The organism is Collinsella aerofaciens (assembly GCF_001404695.1).
GTDB classification, from domain to species: domain Bacteria; phylum Actinomycetota; class Coriobacteriia; order Coriobacteriales; family Coriobacteriaceae; genus Collinsella; species Collinsella aerofaciens_E.
This window is the reverse complement of record NZ_CZAQ01000007.1, coordinates 45,181-71,965: the sequence shown is the minus strand read 5'-3', so window position 1 is coordinate 71,965 and position 26,785 is coordinate 45,181. Positions and strand designations below refer to the sequence as shown.

16 protein-coding genes are annotated in these 26,785 nt (G+C 62.8%); 13 read left to right on the top strand and 3 right to left on the bottom strand.

The window, feature by feature from the left end; genetic code table 11:
* The first annotated feature begins 529 nt into the window (after positions 1-529).
* Positions 530-1,573: a M42 family metallopeptidase gene (locus AQ996_RS03085; protein ID WP_055250953.1), complete on the top strand. Its 1,044-nt coding sequence runs from the start codon at positions 530-532 to the stop codon at positions 1,571-1,573.
* A gap of 147 nt (positions 1,574-1,720) precedes the next feature.
* On the opposite strand, the gene mnmA is transcribed toward AQ996_RS03085, so the two are convergent.
* Positions 1,721-2,944, bottom strand: coding sequence for a tRNA 2-thiouridine(34) synthase MnmA (gene mnmA / locus AQ996_RS03080; RefSeq protein WP_262348762.1), 1,224 nt, complete (start codon positions 2,942-2,944; stop codon positions 1,721-1,723).
* A gap of 57 nt (positions 2,945-3,001) precedes the next feature.
* Complete coding sequence (cysK, locus tag AQ996_RS03075) at positions 3,002-3,940, bottom strand: cysteine synthase A (RefSeq protein WP_055250951.1); 939 nt, start codon at positions 3,938-3,940, stop codon at positions 3,002-3,004.
* 253 nt (positions 3,941-4,193) lie between these two features.
* Between cysK and AQ996_RS03070 the strand changes: the two genes are divergently transcribed.
* Positions 4,194-4,622 (top strand): RrF2 family transcriptional regulator, encoded by a 429-nt coding sequence (locus AQ996_RS03070; RefSeq protein WP_055250949.1) that lies wholly within the window; start codon positions 4,194-4,196, stop codon positions 4,620-4,622.
* 144 nt (positions 4,623-4,766) lie between these two features.
* On the opposite strand, the gene AQ996_RS03065 is transcribed toward AQ996_RS03070, so the two are convergent.
* Positions 4,767-5,132: a phage holin family protein gene (locus AQ996_RS03065; RefSeq protein WP_055250947.1), complete on the bottom strand. Its 366-nt coding sequence runs from the start codon at positions 5,130-5,132 to the stop codon at positions 4,767-4,769.
* 322 nt (positions 5,133-5,454) lie between these two features.
* Here AQ996_RS03065 and AQ996_RS03060 point away from each other — a divergent pair, with 322 nt between their 5' ends.
* The 11 genes from AQ996_RS03060 to AQ996_RS03010 all read left to right on the top strand — a co-directional run.
* Positions 5,455-5,754 carry a YerC/YecD family TrpR-related protein gene (locus AQ996_RS03060; protein ID WP_022094855.1) on the top strand — a complete coding sequence of 100 codons (300 nt, stop codon included), beginning with the start codon at positions 5,455-5,457 and terminating at the stop codon, positions 5,752-5,754.
* A gap of 156 nt (positions 5,755-5,910) precedes the next feature.
* A complete protein-coding gene (locus AQ996_RS03055) occupies positions 5,911-9,045 on the top strand; it encodes a PD-(D/E)XK nuclease family protein (protein ID WP_055250945.1) in 3,135 nt (1,044 codons plus the stop codon).
* A 3-nt stretch (positions 9,046-9,048) separates the two neighbouring features.
* Positions 9,049-12,672 (top strand): UvrD-helicase domain-containing protein, encoded by a 3,624-nt coding sequence (locus tag AQ996_RS03050; RefSeq protein WP_055250943.1) that lies wholly within the window; start codon positions 9,049-9,051, stop codon positions 12,670-12,672.
* Between the two features lie 176 nt (positions 12,673-12,848).
* A complete protein-coding gene (dnaE, locus tag AQ996_RS03045) occupies positions 12,849-16,652 on the top strand; it encodes a DNA polymerase III subunit alpha (protein ID WP_055250941.1) in 3,804 nt (1,267 codons plus the stop codon).
* Positions 16,653-16,680: 28 nt separating this feature from the next.
* Positions 16,681-20,145: a DEAD/DEAH box helicase gene (locus AQ996_RS03040; protein WP_055250939.1), complete on the top strand. Its 3,465-nt coding sequence runs from the start codon at positions 16,681-16,683 to the stop codon at positions 20,143-20,145.
* A 150-nt stretch (positions 20,146-20,295) separates the two neighbouring features.
* Positions 20,296-20,658: a desulfoferrodoxin family protein gene (locus tag AQ996_RS03035; RefSeq protein WP_055250937.1), complete on the top strand. Its 363-nt coding sequence runs from the start codon at positions 20,296-20,298 to the stop codon at positions 20,656-20,658.
* Between the two features lie 117 nt (positions 20,659-20,775).
* Positions 20,776-22,761: an NAD(+) synthetase gene (locus tag AQ996_RS03030; RefSeq protein ID WP_070097116.1), complete on the top strand. Its 1,986-nt coding sequence runs from the start codon at positions 20,776-20,778 to the stop codon at positions 22,759-22,761.
* 137 nt (positions 22,762-22,898) lie between these two features.
* Complete coding sequence (gene ruvC / locus AQ996_RS03025) at positions 22,899-23,420, top strand: crossover junction endodeoxyribonuclease RuvC (RefSeq protein WP_035137351.1); 522 nt, start codon at positions 22,899-22,901, stop codon at positions 23,418-23,420.
* Complete coding sequence (gene ruvA, locus AQ996_RS03020; protein WP_055250934.1) at positions 23,420-24,040, top strand: Holliday junction branch migration protein RuvA; 621 nt, start codon at positions 23,420-23,422, stop codon at positions 24,038-24,040. Before ruvC ends, ruvA begins: the two co-directional genes overlap by 1 nt.
* Positions 24,040-25,107, top strand: a complete 1,068-nt coding sequence (gene ruvB / locus AQ996_RS03015; protein WP_022095140.1) for a Holliday junction branch migration DNA helicase RuvB — start codon at positions 24,040-24,042, stop codon at positions 25,105-25,107. The genes ruvA and ruvB overlap by 1 nt, the downstream gene beginning before the upstream one ends.
* Before the next feature lie 144 nt (positions 25,108-25,251).
* A partial coding sequence (locus tag AQ996_RS03010) for a formate--tetrahydrofolate ligase (protein ID WP_055250933.1) occupies positions 25,252-26,785 on the top strand: 1,534 nt, incomplete at its 3' end.

Sequence of the window (26,785 nt, the reverse complement as noted above, 5' to 3'; positions counted from 1 at the left end):
GGGGCTTTTTGTGCTGCGTCGATGCCCTGAGACGGACAAAACCAAGGCGTACTGCCCGCTGCGGATAGGTGGTGCACTTCCCTGCGTGCATTTTTGGGAGTATTCAACAAGCTCTTAAAAATGCATAACGTTGTGAATGGGCGGTAGTGATCCGCAGGCGCCCATCGACAGCCATTGTGGGCGGGCTATCGATGAGTGGAGGGGGTTGTTACTGAGTTTCTGCTTTGCGACGACCTGCAACACTGCTGTAACCGCGTCGTTTTGTCGTTCGTGATGGGGCCGTTGGGGCCCACGGTGCTGAATACTCCGTTTTTTGCACGGTCCAAGGTGGGGCACCCTGAGACGAAGCAAAAAGATGCCTCATTTCTATGCAAATACCAATAGGATTTATGCAAGATTGAGATTGTAAACCGTGCACGTGCACAAAACCGGTGCGGGGACGTCTGGAGGCGGCTCGGCTCCTGGGGCATTGCACGTGCAGAACGGTTAAAATCGGGACTCGGTCTTAGTTTTACTTGGAAGGATGCATATGACTTCTAATATTGATGCTTCTCTAGAGGAGACGCTCTCCTATATCGCAGGACAGCTTAAGACGCTGACTTCTATTGCCTCCCCTACCGGCTATACCCGTGCGGCGACTGATTATCTGATGGAGACCCTGCGCGATATGGGCTTTGGCCCCGAGCGCTCCAATAAGGGCAATGTGCTTGTTGAGCTTGGTGGCGAGGGCGAGCCGCTCGTATTGGCGAGCCATGTCGATACCCTGGGCGCCATGGTGCGCTCCATCAAGGACAATGGTCGCTTGCGTCCCACGACGCTCGGCGGGCATCAGTGGTCTACGGCCGATGGCGAGAACTGCACCGTTTACACGCGCGATGGCAATGTCTACACGGGTGTGGTTCTCAACACCGAGCCTTCGGCGCATGTGGCCGATGAGCCGGTCAAGACCATCGAGAAGAACATGGAAATCCTGCTCGACGAGAACGTTGACAGCAAGGACGATGTGCTCGAGCTGGGTATTCAGACCGGCGACATCATCGCTATGGATCCGCGTACCACGGTGACGGAGAGCGGCTACATCAAGAGCCGCTTCCTGGATGACAAGCTGTCGGCGTCGATTCTGCTGGGCCTGGCCCGCGCCGTTGCTGGCGGCGAGGTGACCCTTTCGCGCAAGGTTTCGCTGCTCTTTACGGTGTACGAGGAGGTCGGCCACGGCGGTGCGTTTGTGCCGGCCGACACGCGCGAGATGATCAGCGTGGACATGGGCTGCGTGGGCGACGACCTGGGCTGCACCGAGCGCATGGTTTCGATTTGCGCCAAGGATTCGGGCGGTCCGTACAACTACGACCTGGTAACCACACTGTCCAACATCGCGCGCGAGCTGGAGCTCGATTACGCCATCGATGTGTACCCGCACTACGGCTCCGACGTCGAGGCCACGCTCTCGGCCGGCTACGACATTCGCCATGGTCTGATCGGCCCCGGCGTGTACGCGAGCCACAACTACGAGCGCAGCCACATCGACGGCGTGCGCAATACCTACGAGCTCGTCCGCGCCTACGTCCAGCGCTAACGATGCAGCGGCCTCGGCTGACACAATAGTGCCGACCGAGGCCGTCCTCTCAAAGTTGCGGTGAAATAGGGACTGTTTGGCGGTTTTAAACGCTTAAACAGTCCCTATTTCACCGCAAGTTAGAGAGGGGATGGTGGCAGGGCGCTGTTATTTGATGGCGCCGGTCACGGTGCCGCCGCCCAGGACGATGTCGCCGCGATAGACGACGACGGCTTGGCCGGGGGCGATGGCTCGTTGCGGCTCGTCAAAGGTCAGCAACATTTGCCCGTCTTCGCCGCGCGTAAGGGTCGCTGCCTGGTCTTTCTGACGGTAGCGGTACTTGGCGCCCACGCGAATGCCGCCGGCATCGAGCTCTGCCTCCATGCGGTCGGCAGGGGCGCTCCAAATCCAGTCGTTGGCCGTGAGCGCCGTGGCCGTCAGGTCCTCTGCCTCGCCCAGATGCACGGTGTTGTTGACGGCGTCGACACCCGTTACGTACACGGGATGCGCCATCGCGACGCCCAAGCCCTTACGCTGGCCGATGGTGTAGCGCAGCGCGCCGTTGTGGCGCCCAACCACGCTGCCGTCGCGCCATACGATGTTGCCCGGTGCAGCGGCATGTCCGCAGCGGCGCTCGATATAGCCCGCGTAGTCGCCGTCTGGAATAAAGCAGATGTCCTCGCTTTCGGCCTTCTGGGCGTTGATAAAGCCCTGCTCGGCGGCTATGCGGCGCACGTCGCGCTCTTTGTCTAGGCCTGCCAGCGGAAAGATCGTGTGCGCCAGGCGCTCCTGCGTGAGCGAATACAAAAAGTAACTCTGGTCCTTTTTGGGGTCCTCGCCGCGATGCAGCTGCCAGGTGCCGTCGGGCGCCTGGCTCGTTTTGGCATAGTGGCCCGTGGCGATGTAGTCGCAGCCCATATCCAGCGCCGCATCCAGCAACGCGCCAAACTTAATGTGGCGGTTGCAGATAATGCACGGGTTGGGCGTCAGCCCCTCCTGGTAGGCGTTCACAAAGCGCTCGATTACGTTGCGGTCGAAGGTTTGCTGCAAGTTGAGCACATGGTGGGGAATGCCAATGCGCTTGGCGACGGCCTTCGCGTCAGCGATGTCGCGATCGACTTTGCTCATACCTGTTGCGGGGTCGGGCGCGGGGCAGGTGAGGCGCATGGTGGCACCGACACATTCGTAACCCTGACTTTTGAGCAGATACGCGGTCACGCTGGAATCGACGCCGCCGCTCATGGCGACGAGCACGCGCTTGTTGTGCATGGGGAGGTTCTCCTTGGTGGCATGTGGCCAAAAAAGAAAAGCGGCGCGGGAGGCTGGTTCCGCGCCGCAGACATTGTAGCAAGTTCGGGCGTCCTGTGGGACACCCTGTTGGGATGAGCTCAGGCTGCCAGAAGAGAGGGGAGACCGGCGTGCCTTGGACTCGTTCTAAGAACGAGAGCTCTAGTCCTGGAAGAGTGCCGTGGACAGGTAGCGCTCGCCGGTGTCGGCGAGCAGCGCCACGATGGTCTTGCCCTCGTTCTCGGGGCGCTTGGCCAGCTGCAGTGCGGCCCACACGGCGGCGCCGGACGAAATGCCCACGAGCACGCCCTCCTTGTGGCCCACGGCGCGGCCGGTGGCAAAGGCGTCGTCGTTCTCGACGGGGATGATCTCGTCGTAGACCTGGGTGTCGAGGACGTCGGGCACAAAGCCGGCACCGATACCCTGGATCTTGTGCGGGCCGGCCTGACCCTTGGAGAGCACCGGGGAGGTGGCGGGCTCGACGGCGACGACCTGAATCTCGGGGTTTTGCTCCTTGAGGAACTCGCCCACGCCGGTCACGGTGCCGCCGGTGCCGACGCCGGCGACGAAGATGTCGACCTTGCCGTCGGTGTCGTCCCAGATCTCGGGGCCGGTCGTGGCCTTGTGAATGGCCGGGTTCGCGGGGTTCACAAACTGGCCGGCGATGATGCTGTTGGGAGTCTCCTTCTGCAGCTCCTCCGCCTTGGCGATAGCGCCCTTCATGCCCTTGGAGCCGTCGGTGAGCACGAGCTGCGCACCGTATGCCTGCATCAGCTTGCGGCGCTCGACGGACATGGTCTCGGGCATGGTGATGATCACCTTGTAGCCGCGGGCCGCCGCCACCGAGGCGATGCCGACGCCGGTGTTGCCGCTCGTGGGCTCGATGATGGTGTAGTCGCCGCCGCGCACGAGCTTGCCGGCCTTCTCGGCCTCGTCAATCATGTTCTTGGCGACGCGGTCTTTAACGGACCCGGCGGGGTTGAAGTATTCCAGTTTGACGAGCACGCGGGCCTTGAGGTCCTCGTCGGCCTCGAAGTGGGTGAGCTCCAGAAGCGGGGTGTGGCCGATAAGCTGATCGATGGACGTGTAAACATTGCTCATGGTGAACCTCCAAAGTGTTCAAATGACTGGATACCGTGTGGTTTTACGGTGTGTGTAGCAGCGAAACCCACAAACCTTATAGGTTGTTCGTTTTGCTGTTGGGAAGCATACTAGACACTAAAGCCTAGTAATGCAATAGGAAATAGGAGTTTATTGCAAGTTGATTAACCATCTTGACCGGAACGGGTATTTTCAAAGCCAATTTTTCGGCTAGAATTTCAACGAACTAAAAGACCGAAAGGCAGCACTATATATGTTGGTTTCTACTAAGGGCAGATATGCCCTGCGCGTTATGGTCGATCTGGCCGAGCACCAAGCGGCCGGTCGCATCCCGCTTAAAGAGATTGCGGCGCGTCAGGGTATTTCGGAGAAGTACCTCGAGAATATTCTGGCGACGCTCGTGCGCGCCAATATGCTCTCGGGCATGCGCGGCAAGGGCGGCGGCTACGTGCTCACGCGCCCGCCCGAGCAGTACACGGTGGGCGAGATCTTGCGCCTGACCGAGGGCAGTCTGGCGCCGGTCGCCTGCCTGGATGGCGACTGCAAGGGTTGCTCGCGATCTGATGAGTGCCCCACGCTCGACGTGTGGAAGAACCTGGACAAGCTCATCAACGATTACCTCGACGGCGTGACGCTCGATGCACTCGTCGCCCCCAACGAGGGCTACGACTACGTCATCTAACCCACGCCTGCCATGTGGGGACAGGGTGGAAATGGCAGATTCTCTCGCCCTTTGAGACTTGGCAAATAAGAAGGCCGCCCATTTTTTTGCGATGGGCGGCCTTCGTTTTGGGCTGTTGAGACGGGCGCGGCCGGAATGGTCGTTTTAGCCCTCGGCGATGCTGTCGAGGATGCTGCGCATGATGGACACCAGGATGCTGCCCATAAAGGCCGATCCAAAGCTGGCGATGGAGATACCCGCGCCCAGCAGATTGACCGACAGGTAGCTGGCCAGCTCGAGCATAAAGCTGTTGACCACAAGCTGGAAAATACCCAGCGTAATGATCGTGAGCGGCAGCGAGATGACCGTCAGGAACGGCTTGACGAGCGAATCGACGATGTTCAGGAACAGTCCCACGAAGGCGAAACAGACCCAGGCCTCGGCAAAACCGAAGGGCTGGATGCCGGGGACGAGAAACGTTGCGATCGCGATGGCGATTGAGGTAAAGAGCCAGTTAAGCATAAAGCGCATGGTGTGAATCCTTTCTTGCGCATGGCGTGGTGAGGGAGCGTGAGGGGCACATGCCTTTGCAACTTGGATGGGCGCGGGGCACGGCTCTGTTTGGACGCCCATTGTCTCAGATATTCGTGGAGCTTGCGTGCGCATTCGGTTTCAAAACGGCGTTCGTCCTAGAAAACGCGCCGCTGGCAGAGAGTTTTGTCGCTTTAGTTTGGTGGTGTGCTAAACTGCTACGGGCAAAAGCCACAGGCGTTGCCCTATTGCATAGAACGGGCGAACGATGCCCGATGTCAGTATCAACTTCGATGCCTTTTGGCGGGTTTGGCGGTGATCGATGAATATCGAGAACATGTTTGACAAGCCTGATGTCAAGCAGCTGGTCCACGCATTTAGTCTTTTGGATGACGAGAAGGATATCCAAGCGTTTTTGACCGATATCTGCACGCCGCGCGAGATCTGCGATCTTTCGCAACGTCTGCAGGTTGCGCGCTATCTGGATGAGGGCGAGCCTTATGTTGAGGTTCAGGCCCGCACCGGCGCTTCGTCCACTACGGTGAGCCGCGTTTCAAAGGCGCTGAACGGCGAGTACGGTGGCTATCGCAAGATCCTCATCAAGCTGGAGGATGGCGAGTAGGCCAGCGGCAACAATGAATTACGAAGAACCGTCCCTCAGGGGGCGGTTTTTTGATCCTTTGGGGACGGAGGAAATCTGTTGGCGTGGGGCAAATCTGTCCGCGTGGGCGGGTAGGATGGATGCATCGATTATTGCGAACAGTTTGAGCGGAGGACCATGCCTGTTCGAATCTATACCACCAACGCCGGCGCGGATTTGAGCGATGCCGAGGCGGCGCTGCTCGCCGACCTTGTTGCCCGCCATGGGCGCGCCGTGCTGCTGGCGCCAACGTTTGCCGAGCTCGACCTGTGCCGTCATGATGCGGCGGAAGCCGGCGTTTCGCTGGGTATTGACTACAAGACGCCTACATCGTGGCTTCGCTCGCTTTGGGAGCTTTTGGGCGATGGCCGCAGCTTTGTGGACAACCTGCAGCGCCAGATGTTGTTTTCGGATATGATTGCCCGCCGCGAGGATGCCGACCTGCAGCCGCTTTCGCGCGGTCAGGGCACGGTGCGCATGCTCGCGCGCATGGCCCGCGATGTGCTGCCGGGTGTGGCGGGGACGACGGCCGGGCGATGCTGTGGCAATAATTGCCAGCCTGAGCCAAAAAGCGACGCCGAGGCTCGCGTGTTCGAGCTGTTGAGCGCCTACGCGGGCGGTTTGGACCGTCGAGAAATGGTCGAGCCCTGCGAGGCGGCTGACATTATGGCCAGTGTCCTGGCCGATAGCCTGCCGGCGTGCACCCGCGCCGTATGCGTGCGCGGTATCACGTCGTTTACGCACGGCCTGCTCGAGTTGCTGTCTGCCGTGGCAAACAACGGGGGAGAGGTTGTCGTGCTGCTCGCTTGCGAGCAAGCGGCGATGCGCGAGGACCTGGCTGCCGCCTTTGATGCCCGCGGCGTGCTGTTTGAGGTTGCACCGCTGGACGAGGATGCCGGCGCTCCCGCGATTGCTCCAAAGTCCGTCGTACGTCCTGCCTTTGTGGAAGTCGCCGGGCCCCATGCCCGTGCCCGTGTCTATGCGGACGTCATCGATAAGATGGTGAAAGCGCGCAAGGAGTCCAAGGTCAACGATGCCGCCTCCGCACCCGTCGATCCCGTGCGCGTACTCGTGGTGTCCGCCCGGGCACCCCAGCTGTTCGGCGAGCTTGCCGCTCGTTTGGCGGCGCGCCACGTTGCTGCCGAGACGGCCGAGTTCACGGCGTTTTCCCAATCCATTGCGGGCAGGCAGTTCACGGCGCTCGCCAATCTGATCGAGCGCATGAAGGCCGCCGACGAGGGCACCGCCTCCAAGACCGAGTGGTGGCCCGCCCCGGAGCTTACTGACTGGATCTACAGTCCGCTTTCAGGCGCCGATGCCGCCAGCGCGCGAACCTTCGATAAGAACATGCGACTGTCGCGCAGCAAGACCACTGCGGGCGTCAAGAGCCTGCTGCAGAGCGTGCAGGGCCAGGTGAGGGGCGCGCGTAAAGCGGCGAGCGACGAGAACTGGTTTAAGAACGTGCCGTGCGTGGTCTCGGACGTGTTCCAGGCGCTGTGGCGCGACAGGCCCGTGACGGCGCTCAAGGCCATGCTTGCCGTTGCCGAGGCACTGCCCGATCGCGCGCTTGGTGGTCTCGACGGTCAGGCCCGTCGCCAGGCGGAGGTGGCCCTGCTACGCCACGCGATCGACATCCTTATGAACGATGTTCGCGCGCTCGACGTGTCGCAGGCTGCGACCGTGCCCGTGCTCGATGGCATTCGCACCAAGGTGGACAAGCGTAGCACCGCCTACGATTACGAGACCTACGAGGTTGACCGTGCGCCACGTGCCCAGGTTCGCTTTACTTCGCTTGCCGATGCGGCGGCCCTGCGCCCCGATAGCTACGATGCCGTGCTGTTTGCCGACGTCGACCTGGACAGTTATCCGCTCTCACATGAGGAGGGCCCGCTGGCAACGCTGACGGCAGAGTTAGATCGCAGCGGTGTGACGCTTGAGCCTGCCGCCTTGTTGCGCGTGCGCTTTGGCCGCGCGATGCAGGCCGCGCGCGGTCCGGTTGCGCTTGCCCGCGTGACGCACGATCGCCAGGCGCGCGAGTGCTACCCGGCTGCCGTGTGGACCGAGTTGCGGGCGCATGCCGAGGCCGCTAACGATGCTAAGGCCGCTGACGCCGACAAGGCCGCTGGCGCCGACAAGGCGAAGTGCGTGGGTGAGGGTGATATCGTAAGGGACTTCGATCCCGCGGCAGGCGAAGGTCTCAAGCGCGAGCGCGTGACCTGTGAAGCTCCTCAGCATCTGAGTGCCGAGGCCGTGCCGTATTTGGTCCTGCGTCGTCGCGATGGCGAGGGCGAGGACGCGCCGCTTGTGCCGCGCCTGACGTCTGCCTCGCAGATCGAGGCCTATTCCACCTGCCCGCTGTGCTGGTTCGTCTCGTATCGCGTCAAACCCCAGTCGATCGACGCCGGCTTTGGCAACATGGAGAAGGGCAACTTTGTCCATGACGTGCTGGAGCACTTGCATGCGCGTCTTCCGCGGGAGGGCATGGAGCGCGTGACGCCCATGAACCTGCCGCGCGCGAAGGAGCTGCTGCACGAGGTCTTTGCCGAGACCCTGGCCGAGCACGCCGGCAAGCGCGGTACCGAGGGCCCGCTGGTGCCGCTCTCTCCGGTGGAGGAGCGCCAGGTGGCCGAGATTTTGCCGCAGCTGGAGGGTGTGCTTGCCTATGAAGCCGAGGCGCTGACTCCTTTTGCTCCGCGCTACCTGGAGTTTGCCTTTAACGATCTTAAAGTTGAGTATGCCGGTTGGCCACTCGGTGGGCGCATCGACCGCGTGGATGTGGATGCCGAGAATCGCGCCGTGGTAATCGACTACAAGCATCGCACGGGCGTTGAGGAGTTTAAGCTCGCCGATCCCACGGTGCGCGACGAGGAGTCGGGCGAGGCCCCCATCGACGACCCGCGCTGGTTGCCGCCCCATACCCAGACGCTCATCTACGCCCAGGCCATGCGTCGGGCGCTGGATTTGGACACCCGCGCGGCGCTCTACTTTTCGACCAAGGGCGGCAAGCCGGCGTTGCGCGGTGCCGCGAGCGCTGAGCTGCTCGAGGAAGAGCGCGGCGACGGTCGCATCCCGGGCCTTAAGAAAGGTTTCCCCGGCGAGGGTGGCAACATGGACTTCGATGCGCTGCTCGATCGCGTGGAGACCGGCATTGCCGAGCGCCTGCGCGAGCTCGAGGCAGGCAACGTTGCCGCCGTCGACCCGACGTCGGCTCAGGCCGCGCATGCGCGCTGCTCGTATAACCACGAAGGAACGTTTGTAAGGAGGGACGTGTAGACCATGGATCTTTCGTCTTTGATGCCGCAACAACTGCAAGTCGTCAAAACGCTCGACCGTCCGCTGTTTGTCTCGGCGGGCGCCGGTTCGGGCAAGACCTTTACCCTCACGCGCCGCATCGTCTACGCGCTCTCGCCCGAATCCGGTCCGTTTGTCGAGCATCTGGACCAGGTGCTCGCCATTACCTTTACCAAAGACGCCGCGGCCGAGATTCGCGACCGTGTGCGCCGCGCGCTTATCGAAGAGGGTATGGACGAAGAGGCCCTGACCGTCGACGACGCTTGGATTTCGACCATTCACGGTATGTGCTCGCGTATCCTGCGCGCGCACGCGCTGGAGCTGGGCATCGATCCCGAATTCACGGTGCTCACCGATACCGATGAGCTTATGGATCAGGCTGTCGAGCATGTGCTGGGGCGCGCGACGGCGCCCGATGCCGCGCCTGAGCTCGCCGCCTCGCTTAAGGCCCTCTACGCTTGGTATCCCATGGCGGGCGAGGGCGGGCCGTTTGGCGCCGGTACCACCATCAAAGGTCTGGTGCGCGACCTGCTGGAGCTATCGAGCCAGCTGCCGGGCGGCATGGACGATGTGTGCGTGGCGCGCGGCCAGGCCGACACCTCTGCGCTTGCCGACGCCTATCGCGCGGCGTTGGGTGCGAGCAAGGCCGCGACCGAGAAAGCGCAGGTGGCACTCGATGCCATCGACGCGTTTGAGGCGAGCGGCAAAACCATGGAGGATGCGGCGCGACTCATGATGTCGTGCAGCATGCCTCGGGCGAGCAAGGCGTTTCCTAAGGAGCAGGTGGAGCTGCTCAAGGCCGAGGCCGCCGATGCATTTATCAATATCGTGCTTGCCTGCGGCGGTCCGGCGCTCGATGCGCTGGTGGGGCTTGCTCGTGCTGTGGAGGCTGAGTATCGCGCGCTGAAGGCCGGCCAGTCCGCGCTCGATAACAGCGACCTACTGCGTATGGCGTACGAGGCGCTGCGCGACTATCCGGCTATTCGAGCGGCCTATGAGGGCCGCTTTAAGATGGTCATGATCGACGAGTTCCAGGATACCGACCAGATGCAGGTCGATTTGATCCGTTACCTGACGGGCGCGGGGGAGCGCGCACTGTGCACCGTAGGCGATGCGCAGCAGTCGATCTACCGCTTCCGTGGTGCCGAGGTCGAGGTGTTCCGTCGCCAGGAGTGCAAGGTGGGTTCGACGACGGCGTCCGAGACGGTCGCCACGTCCGATGCCCCCGCCGGCGAGCTCGTCAAGCTTGTACGCAACTTCCGCAGCCACGACGAGGTGCTGCGCTATGTGGCGCGCGTCTTTGACGGCGACACCGGTGGTTTGATGCAGGGGTTCTTGGATCTTGAACCGAGCGACGAACGCGAGGACAAGCTCAAGGCGAAGGCATCGCGCCGCCAGGCGATCTTCGTTGCCGGTGGCAGTACGCAGGAGCGAACGCAGGCGAAAGCTCGCGCGATTGCGGAGCGATTCCAAGCACTCGTTAAAGCGGGCCAGCCCCAGGGCGGCATGGTGCTGCTGCTGGGCCGCATGACCAACGCCGACGTCTACGCCCAGGCCTTCCGCGACCAGGGGCTCGACTGCGTCATCGCGGGCGGCTCGGTCTTTGCCCAAGCAGCCGAGGTGCAGACGGTGCGCGCCCTGGTTTGTGCGCTCGCCAATCCGGCCGATACGGCGCAGGGCCTTATGCCGCTGCTCGCCTCGCCGATGTTTGCACTCGGCGCCCAGGAGTTCCTGGCGCTGGCGACCAAACTCGACGAGCAGACGGGCGAGACGTCGCGCCGCAACATCGATGCGGGCATCATGAGCGATTCCGATGTGCCGGGTTTGCAAGACTTGCCGCTGGTGACGCGCGCCCGCGAGGTGCTGCGGTATGCGCTTCGTCGCGTGGGCCGCGATTCGTTCGCCGCCATCGCGCGCGACGTGGTCAACGCCTCCGGCTGGTTTGTACGTCTGGCACAGCGTGGTCCCGAGGGCAAGGCCATTGCCGCCAACGTGCTCAAGGCGCTCGATGCCGTGGCCGAGGCGGAGGCCGAGTTCGGCAACTCGCCGCGTTCCATCGTGCTGGCCTTCGACCGCTTCTTGGCGGGCAAGGAAGCCCCGGGTGCCCTCAACGAGGAGGGCGACGGCGCGGTGCGCATCATGACGGTGCATGCCTCCAAGGGTCTGGAATATCCGGTCGTGGCGGTCGCCGAGTGCTTTGGCGTGCGTAAGTCCTCGGGTGCGGCACAGATGGGTCGCGTCGAGGGCGGAGCACAGGTCGTGGCACTGCCGGCACGTTTCGACGGCGTTAAGCTCGCCGACGGTACCTTTGTGAAGGGCGACGACGTCAAAAAGCAGTTTGAGCATGCGTTTAAGGGCAAGGGCACGTCGCTGTGGCTGCCGCCGGAGCTCATGGAGGACGTCTGTGCGACGGGCTCTCCCGCCGAGGCATTTGCCCGCCTGCGCAACGACGACCTGCGGCTTTCGCTCGAGGAGCGGGCCCGCTTGCTCTACGTTGCCATGACGCGTGCGCGCGAGCTGGTGATCTTGGCGATGGATGCTGGCGTGAGCCGTGGCAAGGTGACGGCGCCGACCTTCGATGTCGAGACCGATCTGACCTACGACGTGCTGCGCCGTATTTTGCCGACCGACGCTCTGGACATGCCGCAGCTCGATGCCGACCGCCTGGTGTTCGACAACTCCCAGCCGGGCGACTACGAGCTCATTTCGCTTTCGGACTTTACCTTTGGCGAGCAGGCGTTTGAGGCCAACGCTTCGCTGGATGCCGAGGGCAGGCTTGTTCGTGGCGATGCCGATGCAGATGCTGCCGACGATTCGGCCAGCACAATCGTCCCCGGTCCTGCCGACCCCAAGCCCGATTCGTTTGAGCTTGTGTATCCCCAGGCAGTGGGCGTGCGCATGGGCACCTGCCCGTTCCCGGCGCGTGACTCGTATAGCTACTCGTCAATCGCCGCGGCGCTCCATGCCGAGACGGAAGACCGTGCCGCCGAGGCTCGTGTTCCCATGGACGAGTCCGGCGATGATGCAGAGTCGGATGGCTCGGAAATAACCGATGCAGACGTGGCCGCTGTCGAGCCCGCCGGCAATCCCATGGTGCTGGGCTCGGCCTTCCACGCCGCCTGCCAGTGGCTCATCGAGATGGGTGCCGACGCGTTGCCCGCTGCGCGCGCCGATGCGCTGGCGCGTCTGTGGCGCCTGACGCCGGAGCAGCGCGAACGCTTCGACGTTGCCCTGAACCGCTGGCTCAAGTCGGCTGTTCGTGCCGACCTGCTCGCGTGGCCGTGCATTCACGCCGAGGTGCCGTTCTTTTCACTGGGCTGCGAGGACGAGGACATCGCTCGCTACGGCGCCTATGCCGAAGGCGCCATCGACGCTTTGGCGACGAACCCGGCGGATTCGTCACGCGCGCTGGTCATCGACTACAAGACGGGCGGCACACCGGACGAGACACCGGAACAGCTGCTCGAGAAGCACGCCCTACAGGCGCGCGTCTATTCGGATGTTATGCACAAGGCGGGCTTTGAGGCCGTGACCGTCAAGTTCGTCCGCGTGGAGCAGGCCGATCCCGCCAACCCCTGCGAGCCCCAGGTGGTCACCTACAACCTCTAGCTCTCAAATAACTTGCGGTGGAATACGGACTGTTTTGGCCAAAAAAGCCGCCAAACTGTCCGCATTTCACCGCAACTGCGTGAGTAGCCGTGTGGGTTTGGCTAGGTTCGGGTGCCGTCCGCGCCGTGCGGTAAAATCGTTCAGTCAGAACACGAACCCGCATCGGAGCTCATCACATGGCATTCGTCCATCTGCACAACCACACCGTTTTCTCCATGCTCGACGGCGCAACCCGTATCCAGGATATGGTCAATCGTGCCGTTGAGCTGGGCATGCCCGCCGTGGCCATTACCGACCACGGCTACATGTACGGCGTACCCGATCTGGCGCTGGCCTGCGACGCCGTCAACCACAACACGCCCGAGTACAAAACCTGGAGCCACGACAAGGCCTTCTTGGAAAAGGACCGCCGCGACGAGCTGGTGGAGCCCGATCCCGAGTCCAGCCCGCGCGAGCATGCCCAGTATGTGAAGGACATAGCCATGTGGGACGAGAAGGGCAACATCGACGAGCTCAAGCCGCCTCTGGTCATCAAGCCCATCTTTGGCTGCGAGGTCTACTTTACGCCGGACGAGACCCTTGCCCGCGACCATAAGCCCGAGCTCTACCACATGATCCTTCTGGCCAAGGACCAGGAGGGATACGTCAACCTGATGCAGACGGTCTCCGAGGCCGCCGTGCAGGGCTTTTACTATAAGCCGCGCGTGACGCTCGACAACCTGCGCCGCCACGCCAAGGGCATGATCTGCACGAGCGCCTGCATCGCGGGCATCATCCCCAAATACATCGACCGCGGTGACATGGAGGGCGCCATCAAGTGGGCCGAGACCTTCCGCGATACCTTCGAACCCGGCGACTTTTACATCGAGATCCAGGAACACGGCATCACCACCGACAACGGCCTGACCGATGAGCAGATGGACCGCACGCTCATCGACATCGCCAAGCAGGTAGGCGTCAAGGTCATCGCCACCAACGACTTCCACTACCTGCGCCGCGAGGACGCTCCCGTGCAGGACGTCATCATGTGCATCGGCATGAACGCCAAGGTCGACGATCCCAACCGCATGCGCATGACCGGCTCGGAGTTTTACATGAAGACCGAGGAGGAGATGCGGGCGATGTTCCCGTATTGCCCCGAGGCCTGCGACAACACGCTCGAGATCGCCGACAAGTGCTACGTCGAGCTGGACTGGGACTCCATCATCCTGCCGCGCTTCCCGTTGCTCGACCCCGGCGAGACGCACGAGAGCCAGTTCCGCCGCGAGTGCGAGAAGGGCCTGCGCCAGCACTACGGTGACGACTGGGCCACGCGCGAGATCGGTGGCGTCAACATCAAAGAGCGCTTTGAGTACGAATACAAAGTCATCTGCGACAAGGGCTTTGCCGCCTACTTTTTGATTGTTGCCGAGTACGTGCAATGGGCCAAGGACAACGGCATCGGCGTCGGCCCCGGCCGTGGCTCGGCTGCCGGCGCTATCGTCGCCTACGCCATGAACATCACCGCGTTCGACCCGCTCGAGAACGGCCTGATGTTCGAGAGGTTCCTGTCCCCGCAGCGTACCGAGATGCCCGATATCGATATGGACTTCGACGATGAGCGGCGCCTCGAGGTCGTGGAGCACGTTCGCCAGCTCTACGGCCCCGAGAAGGTCACCCACGTCATCACCTACTCGACCATTAAGGCCAAGCAGGCCATCAACGACGCCGCGCGCGTCCTGGACTACCCGGTCTACATGGGTCAGCGCCTGTCCAAGATGGTTTCGAGCGACCCCAAGGTCAAGCTCAAGCAGGTGCTCGACAAGCAGCCCGGCAAAGAGGATCTGTTTAACCCCGATTTTGCCGAGGCCTATAAAAAGGACGACGACGCCCGCCGCATCATCGACACGGCGCTCTCAATCGAGGGCCTCACCCGTGGCGAGGGCGTGCACGCGTGCGCCGTTCTGATCTGCCGCGACCCCGTCAACGAGCACGTGCCCACCAAGCTCGACACCAAGGGCGGCGTCGAGATTACCCAGTACGAGGGCCATACCGTTGCCGATATGGGCCTGCTCAAGATGGACTTCTTGGGCCTGCGCACGCTGACTGTTATCTCCAAGGCCAAGGCAAACATCAAAAAGAACTTCGGCATCGACATCAAAGAGGAAGAGATTCCCTTTGACGACCCCGAGATCTTTAAGCTCATGGGTTCCGGCCACACCGCCGGCGTCTTCCAGGTCGAGTCCGCCGGCATGACGGCCACGATCAAGAACATGAAGCCCACCGAGTACAAGCACGTCGTAGCATTGATCGCCCTGTACCGCCCGGGCCCGCTGGGCGCCGGCATGGTTTCGTCCTACATCAACCGTATGAACGGCAAGGAGCCGGCGGTCTCCTACGACGACCGCCTGGACGACATCCTGGGCGAAACCTACGGCACCATGGTCTACCAGGAGCAGGTTATGCTCATCTCCGTCGAGATGTGCGGCTTCTCCAAGGGCGAATCGGACTCGCGTATCCGTAAGCCCGTGGCTAAGAAAAAGATCAAGCTGCTCACGTCGACGGTGCTTCACTGGGAGGATGGCTCGGACGAGACCACCTACGACCACTGGATGAACGGCGCTATCAAGAATAACTACACGCGCGAGGTCGCCCAGAAGATTTGGGACGATGTTCTCGAGTTCGCGTCCTACGCCTTCAACAAGTCGCACTCCGCCGGCTATGCCATTCTGGTTATGCAGACGGCGTGGCTCAAGGCGCATTATCCGCACGAGTACATGGCGGCCGTTCTGACGTCCTATACGGGCAAGACCGACAAGATCGTGCACTACGTCTCGGCGTGCCGTCACGACGGCATCCCCGTGCTTTCGCCAGATGTCAATGAGTCCGGTACCGAGTTCACGGCTACCAAGGAGGGCGTGCGCTTTGGTCTGGCCGGCATCCGCGGCGTGGGCACCGGCGTGGCGCAGGCGATTATCGCCGAGCGCGAGGCGGGCGGTCCGTTTAAGACGCTGCACGATTTTGTCGAGCGCGTGGACTCGAGCCAGGCCAACCGCCGCGTGATCGAATCGCTCATCAAGGCAGGCGCCTTCGACTCCACGGGGTATCCGCGTCGCCAGATGATGCACTTTGTGGACAAGAACAACCCCGAGAACATCATCGATGCCGCGGTAAAGCGCCAGAAGGATCGCGCGAGCGGCCAGACGTCGTTCTTCGATATGTTTGGCGACGTTGAGGGCTCGGGCTTTGAGGTGAGCGTGCCCGATCCGGATGGCCAGGAATGGGACCGCCACCTTAAGTTGAGTCAGGAGAAGGAGGTTCTGGGCATCTATGTCTCGGACCACCCGCTGCGCCCGTTTGAGTATGCACTAGCCAAGGCGCGTGACTTCTCGTTCTCGCAGATCGACACCGGCTACGAAGTTCAGAATCCTACGGGCGGCACCATCAACCAGGAAATTCCCGAGGGCAAGGCGCTGTGGTGGGCCGGCATGGTCTCGAGCGTGTCCAAGCGCGTGACCAAAAACGGTGACCCCATGGGCATCGTGCAGCTCGAGGACATGGAAGGCGAGGCCACCGTCGTCGTGTTCCCCAAGACCTACAAGGAGGCCGAGGGGTACCTGTACGGCGAGGTCGATCCCGAGACCGGCGCGCAGCTGTCCGATGCCTTTGTGCGCATTAAGGGCAAGCTCGAGCGCTCGGACCGCGGCGACCAGATCATCGCGCAGGAGATCGTGCCGCTCGAGCTCAACGAGGAGAACAACAAGCCCAAGGTGTTTGAGGTCATGGTGCCCAACAGCCGCTTTAGCCAGGGCAATATGGCGCGCCTGGCCACGGTGCTCACCGCTAACCCGGGCGGCGACCGCGTGGAGATCTTTATCGAGCAGGTGGACGGGCGCGTGCTGCGTGCCGAGGTACCTGCCAAGGTCAACGCGCGTTCGATTCCGCTGCTGGCCGAGGCCAAGGCCATTGTGGGTAACCAGGGCCGCGTGACGGTGATCTAAGCTACCCCGGGTGAGATTGGAGGAAGTGATGGCGCAGGGGACGTTTGTGCAGGCGCTTCGCAAAGAGGCGGCGTTGAGCGGCACCTTTATGAAGGGGCGTTCGCTCATGCTCAACGGCGCCGTGCTGTCGATCGAGGACAGCGGCTCGCGCTTCTCCAAAAACGTGACGGTCGAGGGCTCGGTGCGCGGTTCGCGTGGCGACCTGTACAAGACGCACGTGGCGCTCGACATGGACGAGCACGAGGTGATCGACTACGACTGCGATTGCCCCGCCGCCTATCGTTACCCCGGTATGTGCAAGCACGCTATTGCCACGGCTCTGGCGTATTTGGATGCCAGCGGCGCCGAGCCCGTCGAAGGTTTGCGCACGCCGGTTCGCACGTTTACGGCGCAGTCGAAACAGCCCGCGCGCACCGCACCCAAAGCGCCGGCCGTCAACCCCATCTTTCCCTTTCCGGCGCCCGTCCCCACGAGCCCGAGCCTTGTGGCGGCGCTCTCCGATCTTTCGGACGCGCGCATGGATGAGCTGGCGAGCATGCGCCGCAAGCTTGCCGGTGCCGTTGATCCCGACGCCCCCAAAGCGGCATTGGAGCCCTCGTTGGTGCCGTACTACAATCCGCTGTTCGCTGACCGCTTTAGCTGGGCGCTCGAGTTCCGCATTCGCTGTGGATCGGTCTCCTACGTGGTCAAGGACATCGACGGCATGGCCGATGCCTACGTGCGCGGCGGCACGTTCTCCTATGGCAAGAAGCTCACGTTTGTCCATTCACCTGAGGCCTTTGACGAAACATCGGCAAAGCTGCTCAACCTTGTTGTGACGACAGTTGCCTATCTCGATGACATCACAAGCTCGCGTTCGGCGTCGTACGACTTTGCCCGCAGCGGTTTTGTTGCCGAGCGTCAGTTGCCGCTGTCCGAGCATAGCATCGTATATGTGCTGGACCTGCTGCGCGGCCAGACCATCTCCTTTGAGCCCGCCTGGTCGCGGGGGATGACGACGCATCGCACCTACGACGTGGCGGTTGAGCTGTCTCCGCAAGGGGAGGACGAGGCATCCGCTAAGCGCCCACCGCTGCTTGCCGCCAAAATCGCGCCGGCGGCTGGTGGTAGCTATGACCTGCGCCTGCCCGCCGATATGTACTGCTTTGCGTCGGGCGATGCCGCCTACTTGGTTGACACGCGCCGCGCGCGCCGTACCGACGCTGCATTTGCTCAGCATGCCGCACCTTTTTTGTCGCGCTTGCTGCCGTGCCGCACGCCCGCCCATATTGCCGCCGAGCAGGTGGGTGAGTTCTGCCGTATGGCGCTGCCCATTTTGCGCGACTATACCGACCTCACCGCGCCCGCCGCGCTCGATACCGTGGCACCCGAGCCGAGCTTTGCTATGGCGATCGGTGTCGACGATGGGCTCGTGACCTGCAAAATTACGGTTACCTACGGCGATTGGTCGGCGGATCTCTTTAGCCTGGGCGCTCCGGGCAGCCCCTTCGAAGAGCAGCGCCCCGGTGTGCCGCCCCGCGACGAGGTGGCGGAGTTTCGCGTTATGGATACGGCGGCCCTGTACTTCGATTTCTACGAGCGCGGTCTGGCGTTTGAGGAGCGCGATGACGCCCGCTTGTTCTGCCTGCTGACCGAGGGCCTGTCTGCCCTGTCCGAACTGGGTGAGGTCATGCTCAGCGACCGTCTGCGCCAGATCTCGGTCCGCCCCGCGCCCAAGCTCTCGGTTCGTGCGACCGTTAAGAGCAATCTGCTCGATGTCGAGCTGGGCGCGAGCGGGCTTTCGGCCGCGGACCTTGCCGTCTATCTCGATTCGTACAAGCGCCATCAAACGTTTGCGCGCCTTACGTCCGGCGACATCATTCGCCTGGACGAGGGGGCGCGCGCCGCGTTTGGCCTTGCCGAGGACCTGGGTGTCGATGCCGTCGACCTGCTCGACGGCGTGTCGCTTCCCGCGTCGAGCACCCTGTTCGTCGACAGCATGCTCGCACGCACGCCGGCGCTCGAGGTCGATCGCGACGCTGCGTTCCGCCGCACCGTCGAGCGCCTGGACACGCTCGGCAAGATGGACTTTACGGTGCCGGCATCGCTCAAGGCAACGATGCGCGGCTACCAGGTCGACGGATACCAGTGGCTCGGCTCGCTCGAACACCTGGGCCTTGGCGGCATCTTGGCCGACGACATGGGCCTGGGCAAAACGCTCCAGATGATCGCGCATATCCTGGCGCGCGTGGAGGCGGGGGACACCAAGCCCACGCTCGTGGTATGCCCGGCCTCACTCGTGTACAACTGGACTGCCGAGCTGGAGCGCTTTGCCCCGTCGCTCGATGTGTGCGCCATTGTGGGCGCCAAGGCTCAACGTCGTGTACAGATTGCCGGCGTGGCCGAGCATAACGTGGTCGTAACGTCGTATGACCTTATGCGGCGCGATATCGACGAGTACGTCGAGCAGGATTTTGCCCGCGTGGTGCTCGATGAGGCACAGTACATTAAAAATCCGCTCACGCAGGTGGCGCGCGCTGCCAAGCGCCTGCCTGCCGGCGTGCGCTTTGCCCTGACGGGCACGCCCATCGAAAACCGCCTGTCCGAGCTCTGGAGCATCTTCGACTTTTTGATGCCGGGCCTTTTGGGGACGCGCGAGTCGTTTGCCAAGCGCTTTGAGAGCCCCGTCGAGCATGCCGAGGGCGATAGCGCCGCTCGCCTGCAGGCGCTCGTGTCGCCGTTTGTGCTGCGCCGTGTTAAGGAAGACGTGGTGGCCGACCTGCCCGAGAAGATCGAGGACACCGTCATGGCACAGCTTACCGGCGAGCAACGCAAGCTCTACCTGGCCAACCAGGACCGCATCGCCCAGCAGGTGCAGCACCGCGAGGCTGGGGAGTTTAAGAAGGACAAGCTCAAGGTGCTCGCCGAGCTCACCAAGCTGCGCCAGATCTGCTGCGACCCACGTCTACACTACGAGGATTACAAGGCGGGGAGCGCAAAGCTCGATACGTGTATGGAGCTCGTGCACGGCGCACTCGACGGCGGGCATCGCATCCTGTTGTTCAGCCAGTTTACGGGTATGCTCGATATCATCGGTAAGCGCTTGGCCAAGGAGGACATCGCCTTCCTTAAGCTCACGGGCGCTTCGTCTAAGGAGAGCCGCGCCAAGATGGTCGCGCAGTTCCAAGCGGGCGAGGTCCCGGTCTTTTTGATTTCGCTCAAGGCGGGCGGCGTGGGCCTTAACCTGACGGCGGCCGACGTGGTCATCCACTACGACCCGTGGTGGAACGTGGCGGCGCAGGACCAAGCGACCGACCGCGCGCATCGTATTGGCCAGCAACATACCGTGACCGTGTACAAGCTCATCGCCAAGGACACGATCGAGGAGCGCATTATGCAGATGCAGGAGTCCAAGCGCGACCTGGTCAACAGCGTGCTCGGCGGCGACGGCATCTCGTCGGCGCTGTTTACCCGCGAAGATGTTCTGGCGCTGCTGGGCGGCGACGGGCGCTAACCCGCTCGGGTGGGGCCGCCAGGGCGGATAGCGCACGCTGCCCCATCGTCCCCGCCCGTTATGTGTTCATTTGCCATGCCGTGGATGGTTTGTCTGCCTTTGGGCATAAGAACCATCAAGAACATTGGCACATCAGAAAAGGAGAACATCATGGCGAAATTCTTTAAGGACCCCAATGGCAAGCTCATCGCCGCTCTTGGCAACGACGTTGCAACCCCTGCCGGCTGCACGGAGCTGACCGCGAACACCGAGGACGCGGCGCACGAGAAGCACGTGCCTGTTGTCGAGACCGAGCGTGACGGTCACGTGATCCGCGCACGCGTGGGCTCGGTCGAACATCCCAGCCTGCCCGAGCACTATATTGAGTGGATCGCCCTTGAGGCTGAGGGCCGTCTGGAGATCCATTACCTTGAGCCCGGCATGAAGCCCGCGACGTTTTTTGCCGGCGGTTCCAAGGCCGGTACCGTCTATGCCTACTGCAACCTGCACGGGCTGTGGTCCGCGACATTCTAGGAGCGCGCCCCCGCTCGGGGTATCATAGCTAGCATATGCACATGCGAGCGCCGACTGCATCATGCGGCCGGCGCTTTTACTACGACAACGATGGTTTACGACGGAAAGGGCTGAGCCATGAAGCTTGCGCTTGCACAGATCGATATGCGCCTGGGTGATATTGAGGGCATTTGCGGCCGCATCGAGGACCAGGCTCGTCTGGCCCACGAGCGCGGGGCGCGCGTGCTGTGCGTTCCGGCTCCGCTCTTTATGGGCGCCATGCCCGGGGGCCTGGTGGGCACTGCCGACTTTGAGCACGACATGCTTGCCGGCTTGACTGGTGTCGCCGAGCGCATCCAGGAGCTTGACATGATCTGCATCGTGCCCGCGGCGGTTTCGTTTGAGGGCCAGCCGCTGCTCGACTACATGATGCTCAAGGACGGTCATGTGGTGCCGGCGCGTTCGAGCATTGCCCTGCAGCGTGGCGAGAACAACGACACGCGTTGGGCGCCGCCGGTGTTCGACGTGGACGGCGTGCGCATTGCCGTGATTTTTGACTTGGATCGCGAACTCGAGATGTTGCCGACCTGTGTTGACCTCATTGCGTATTTCCAATTCAACGCGTTTGACATGACCGACCGCGAGACTGCTGCCATTGCCGCCGTACGCAGCGGCGCCTACCGCAAGATCGCATCCAAGCGCAGCGTGTGGTTTGCCTGCATGGCGCCGGTCGGTGCCTATGACGAGTCGGTGTATACCGGCGGTTCGTTTGTGCTCGACGACTGCGGTCGCGTGGTGGCCCAGGCGCCGTGTTTTGAGGAGAGCCTGCTGGTTCAGGAGATTCAGCGCGGCGTGATGCTCGATGCCCTGGAAGATCACGAACTGCCCGAGTTCCGTTCCGAGGAGTGGCTGTGGCAGGCGCTGGTGCTCGCCGTGCGCGACAACGCCCGAGCCCACGGTGCGTCGCGTGCTGTGGTGGCACTCGAGGGCGACTTGCCGTCGTCCCTGCTGGCGGCGCTGGCCGTCGACGCTCTGGGCCCGCGTAATGTGATTGGCCTGGTGCTGGGGCGCAACCGTATCTTTACGCCGGCGCAGGAAGAGGCCGAGGCTGCCCGCTGTGCCGCCGTCCGCGCCATCGCCGAGCGTCTGCACATTCGCACGGTTGAGCGCGATGCGCCGGATGCCGCGCGCGTGCTCGACCGCGATGTGTCGGCGGGCGATGCCGAGCGCCTGCGTTCGCGTGCGCTGGGCCTCATGTTGGAGGACACGGCGCTCGAGCTGGGCGCAATGGCTCTGAGCCCGCTTTCCAAGACCGAGTACGCGTTGGCGGCACCGGCGCTTTGCGGTGGCTACCAGGGCGATTACGCGCCCTTTGGCGATGTGTATCTGTCGACCCTCGAGTTTGTGGCGCGTGTGCGCAACCGCACGTCTGCCGTGGTGCCGCAGGAGCTCGTGACGCTCAACGCGGTGGAAGATTGCATGGAGCGCGTGCTGGCGCGGGCGCTCTCGACGCTCGACGGCCCGGTCGACATGCTCGATCGCGCGGCGCAGCTGCTCGGTGGGCTTGAGCCGGGCGAGGTCGATGGCGCGCTCGAGGCGCACGTGGATCGCAACCGACCCTTTGACGACATCCCCATGGCTGCCGGCAAGCCCGAGGCTTGCTCGTTGCTGCTGATGCTCGTGCGCCAGGGCGAGGCCGCCCGCCGCATGCTGCCGACGGCACCGATCGTCTCGGCCCGTTCGTTTGTCGAGCGCGCTTGGCCGTACATGCTCGCGTGGTCCGACCTGGGGCTGAGCGGCAAGGAACGCATGACGGTCGATGCGCTGGCGCGCGCCGAGGTGCGTCGTTTTGCCGACGAGGATACAAGCGAGCGCATGCGTGGCGAGATGATGGGCATACTGGGTGACCTGTTGGGTATTTCGCCCGAGCAGATGGAAGAGCTGCGCTCCGAGGACGGCCAGCGCCGCCTGCACGAGGGCATGAAGAAGTTTGAGGGCGAGGTCCAGGACGCCATCGAAAAGATGATGGGCGGCCAGGGCGGACCGCAGGGTGGGCCCCAGGGCACGCCGATGCCGCAGCCGCCGGTGGACCCCCGACAGTTCCCCTTTTTCTCTCAAAATTAACTATGGGATAGGATTCGCTTCCAACCCCGACACTTCAACTAAGCATCTTGGCCCCGTTGTGTTATTCTAGAACAGACGTTCGTGAATAGTACGCGGGGCCTTGTCTTGCGTCGTGCTTGTGGCGAGGGGAGGTTGGCTTGGTCATTTTGGGTATCGACCCTGGTTTGGCCCATACGGGTTGGGGGATTATCGAGGAGCGGCGCGGTGAGGTTCGCTGCCGTGCCTATGGTTGTATCGAGACCAGCGCGGGCAGTCCGCTCGCGGTGCGCCTGTCGCATATCGCCCGCGACCTCAAGGGTGTCGTGGAGCGCTATCGACCCGATACCGCTGCTATCGAGAGCATTTACTTTGGCGCCAACGTTCGCTCGGCCATCCCTACGGCGCATGCCCGCGGTGCCGCGCTCGTGGCGCTTTCGGAATGCGCGCTCGAGATTGGCGAGTACACGCCTATGCAGATTAAGCAGGCTGTTGTGGGCACCGGAGCCGCGGACAAACGGCAGGTCGCGTATATGGTTCGTACGCTCACGCAGCTCGACCACGACCCGCATCCCGACCATGCCGCCGATGCCCTGGCTTGCGCCATCTGCCACGTAAACCTCAGCCGCACCCGTGCCCTTACCGGTGGCGAGTTCTATCAACAGAGAGGAACCGGATACTGATGATTTCCCAGCTCCATGGAACGCTTGTCGAGGCCACGATGAGCTCGGCCGTCGTCGACGTGTCGGGCGTTGGCTTTGAACTCGGCATTTCTGGCGGCACTGCGGCCACGTTGCCGACGCCCGGCGGCGAGGTCCGCCTCTACACGCGTATGCAGGTGCGCGAGGACGCCATGACACTTTTCGGTTTTTCTTCAAAGGATGAGCGCACGATGTTCGACCGGCTCGTGTCCGTCTCGGGCGTTGGCCCGCGCTTGGCGCTCGCCGTACTTTCCACCTATACCGTGGGACAGCTGTATTCCCTGGTGATGGCCGAGGACGACAAGGGCATGGCCAAGGTGCCCGGCGTGGGCAAAAAGACCGCCCAGCGCCTCATCTTGGAGCTCAAGAGCACCTTTGCCAAGGACAAGGGCTTTGTGCCGGTCGATGCGATCCCCGGTCAGGTTGCGATGCCCGTGCCCGCCGCCGCTCCTTCGGCCATTGATGATGCCCGTGCGGCACTCCTTTCCATGGGCTTTAGCCCGCAGGAGACCGATGTCGCTCTGAGCGGGTATGATGGGCAGGATATGCGTGTCGAGGATTTGCTCGGCGCGGCGCTTAAGCGACTCGGAATGGATGCGTGATGTGGGAAGCCGATGACTCTCAGGACCTGTGGGCGACGCCCGGCAACTCGCCGGCGGCATCCATGGCGCACGGCGAGCGCATGGTGGGCTCGGAGCTGACGGCCGAGGACCTCGATGTCGATCGCACTTTGCGCCCCCAGCGCCTGGACGATTACTGCGGCCAGGAGCATATCAAGCAGAGCCTGCGCGTGTTGATCGAAGCGGCGCAGAGCCGTGGCGAGACGCTCGACCACGTGATCTTCTCGGGCCCTCCGGGTCTGGGCAAGACCACGCTGGCTACGGTTATCGCCAACGAGCTGGGCGCTCAGATCAAGACCACGAGTGGCCCTGCCATCGCGCGCACCGGCGACCTGGCAGCCATCCTTACTAACTTGCAGCCGGGTGATGTGCTGTTTATCGACGAGATCCACCGCCTCAACCGTTCGGTCGAGGAGGTCCTGTACCCCGCGATGGAGGACTTTGCCCTCGATATCGTGATTGGCAAGGGTCCGGCGGCGCGCTCGATTCGCCTGGATATTCCCAAGTTTACGCTGGTGGCGGCAACGACCCGCTCAGGCATGTTGACCGGCCCGTTGCGCGACCGCTTTGGCATTTCATATCGCCTGGATTACTACACGGTCGAGGAACTCGCGCAGATTGTTACGCGCTCGGCGACTATCCTGGGCGTGACGATCGACCATCCCAGTGCACTCGAGATCGGCTCGCGTTCGCGCGGCACGCCACGTCTTGCCAACCGCCTGCTCAAGCGCGTGCGCGATTACGCACAGGTGCGCGGCAACGGCCCCATCGAGCTCGATATCTGTCGCCAGGCGCTCGAGTTCTTCGAGATCGATGAGCTCGGTCTGGACTGGATGGATATTCGCATTTTGGAGACGCTCGCTAAGACGTTCTCCGGTCGTGCCGTGGGACTTACGACCCTTGCCAGCGCGGTGGGCGAGGACCCGGGCACGCTCGAGGATGTCTATGAGCCGTATCTGCTGCAGTGCGGGTTGATGATTCGTACGCCGCAGGGCCGTCAGGCAACCCTTCGCACCTTTGAGCACCTGGGGATTGAACCTACCGTTTAGGGCGCTTTGTTTTGGCGGGCTGTTGGGCTATCGCTGGGCATCGGGTAAACATATCGCCGTTCATCGGTTATGGGTGTTTTACTATTGCGCGCCCGTGCTATGCTGAATTGGTCTTTTTCTCATTCGGTAACGAAAGGACCGCCCATGCCTACTGACATCGAAATCGCACGTTCTGTCACGCCGCTGCCTATTACCGAGGTGGCCAAGAACGCCGGCGTCGACGTTAAGCACCTTATTCCGTACGGCTTCGACAAGGCTAAGGTCGACTATTCGCTGCTCAACGAGCCGACCGATCACCAGGCCAAGCTCGTCCTCGTGACCGCTATCAACCCAACGCCTGCGGGCGAGGGCAAGACCACCACGACCATCGGTCTGGCCGATGGCCTGCGTCGTCGCGGCGTCAAGAGTGCCGTGGCCCTGCGCGAGCCTTCGCTCGGCCCCGTCTTTGGTGTTAAGGGCGGTGCTGCCGGCGGCGGCTGGGCTCAGGTGATCCCCATGGAGGATATCAACCTGCACTTTACCGGCGACTTCCATGCCATCGGTGCTGCCAACAACCTGCTGGCCGCCATGCTTGATAACCACATCCAGCAGGGCAACCAGCTTGGCATCGACGTTAAACGCATCACTTGGAAGCGCGTCGTCGACATGAACGACCGTCAGCTGCGCCATGTCATCGACGGTATTGGCGGCAAGGCCCAGGGCGTGCCGCGCGAGGACGGCTTCGATATCACCGTTGCCTCCGAGGTCATGGCAATCCTGTGCCTGTCCACGAGCATCAATGACCTCAAGGAGCGCCTGGGCGAGATTGTTGTCGGCTACAGCTATGCCGGCGAGCCCGTCCGTGCCCGCGACCTTAAGGCCCAGGGTGCAATGGCCGCGTTGCTTAAGGACGCGCTCAAGCCCAACCTGGTGCAAACGCTCGAGGGCACGCCCGCGTTTGTCCACGGCGGTCCCTTCGCCAACATTGCCCACGGCTGCAACTCTATCATGGCCACGCGTATGGCGATGCGCTTTGGCGATGTCGCCATTACCGAGGCCGGCTTCGGTGCCGATCTGGGTGCCGAGAAGTTCCTCGACATCAAGTGCCGTATGACGGGCGTTCGCCCCAGCGCCGTCGTGGTCGTCGCGACCGCTCGTGCGCTGAAGTACAACGGTGGCGTCGCCAAGGCCGACCTCAACGAGGAGAACCTCGAGGCACTCAAGGCCGGCATGCCCAACCTGCTGCGTCACGTCGACAACATCCAGAACGTTTATGGTCTGCCCTGCGTAGTCGCCATCAACCGCTTCCCGACGGACACCGAGGCCGAGCTTGCGCTCATCGAGTCCGAGTGTCAGAAGCTCGGCGTCAACGTTAAGCTTTCCGAGGTCTGGGCCAAGGGCGGCGAGGGCGCGCTCGAGCTTGCCGATGAGGTCATGCGTCTGATTGAGCAGCCGAGCGAGCTCAAGTTTGCCTATGAGGACGGCGCCGATGTGGCCGACGCTCTTGAGGCCATTGCCACCAAGGTCTACCGCGCCGACGGCGTCGACTTTACGCCGGCCGCCATGCGCCAGCTCGCCGAGCTGCGCGAGAACGGCTTTGGCAACCTGCCGGTGTGCGTGGCCAAGACGCAGTACAGCTTTAGCGACAACGCCAAGGCCCTGGGCGCTCCCGAGAACTTCCGCATCACGGTGCGCGAGC

Excerpts from the sequence above, each read along its gene's own strand:
- ruvA (WP_055250934.1), top strand. The coding sequence starts at position 23,420 with ATGATTTCCCAGCTCCATGGAACGCTTGTCGAGGCCACGATGAGCTCG.
- ruvB (WP_022095140.1), top strand. The coding sequence starts at position 24,040 with ATGTGGGAAGCCGATGACTCTCAGGACCTGTGGGCGACGCCCGGCAAC.
- AQ996_RS03040 (WP_055250939.1), top strand. The coding sequence starts at position 16,681 with ATGGCGCAGGGGACGTTTGTGCAGGCGCTTCGCAAAGAGGCGGCGTTG.
- cysK (WP_055250951.1), bottom strand. The coding sequence starts at position 3,940 with ATGAGCAATGTTTACACGTCCATCGATCAGCTTATCGGCCACACCCCG.
- AQ996_RS03065 (WP_055250947.1), bottom strand. The coding sequence starts at position 5,132 with ATGCGCTTTATGCTTAACTGGCTCTTTACCTCAATCGCCATCGCGATC.
- AQ996_RS03055 (WP_055250945.1), top strand. The coding sequence starts at position 5,911 with ATGCCTGTTCGAATCTATACCACCAACGCCGGCGCGGATTTGAGCGAT.
- AQ996_RS03050 (WP_055250943.1), top strand. The coding sequence starts at position 9,049 with ATGGATCTTTCGTCTTTGATGCCGCAACAACTGCAAGTCGTCAAAACG.
- AQ996_RS03030 (WP_070097116.1), top strand. The coding sequence starts at position 20,776 with ATGAAGCTTGCGCTTGCACAGATCGATATGCGCCTGGGTGATATTGAG.
- dnaE (WP_055250941.1), top strand. The coding sequence starts at position 12,849 with ATGGCATTCGTCCATCTGCACAACCACACCGTTTTCTCCATGCTCGAC.
- AQ996_RS03060 (WP_022094855.1), top strand. The coding sequence starts at position 5,455 with ATGAATATCGAGAACATGTTTGACAAGCCTGATGTCAAGCAGCTGGTC.
- AQ996_RS03085 (WP_055250953.1), top strand. The coding sequence starts at position 530 with ATGACTTCTAATATTGATGCTTCTCTAGAGGAGACGCTCTCCTATATC.
- AQ996_RS03070 (WP_055250949.1), top strand. The coding sequence starts at position 4,194 with ATGTTGGTTTCTACTAAGGGCAGATATGCCCTGCGCGTTATGGTCGAT.
- AQ996_RS03035 (WP_055250937.1), top strand. The coding sequence starts at position 20,296 with ATGGCGAAATTCTTTAAGGACCCCAATGGCAAGCTCATCGCCGCTCTT.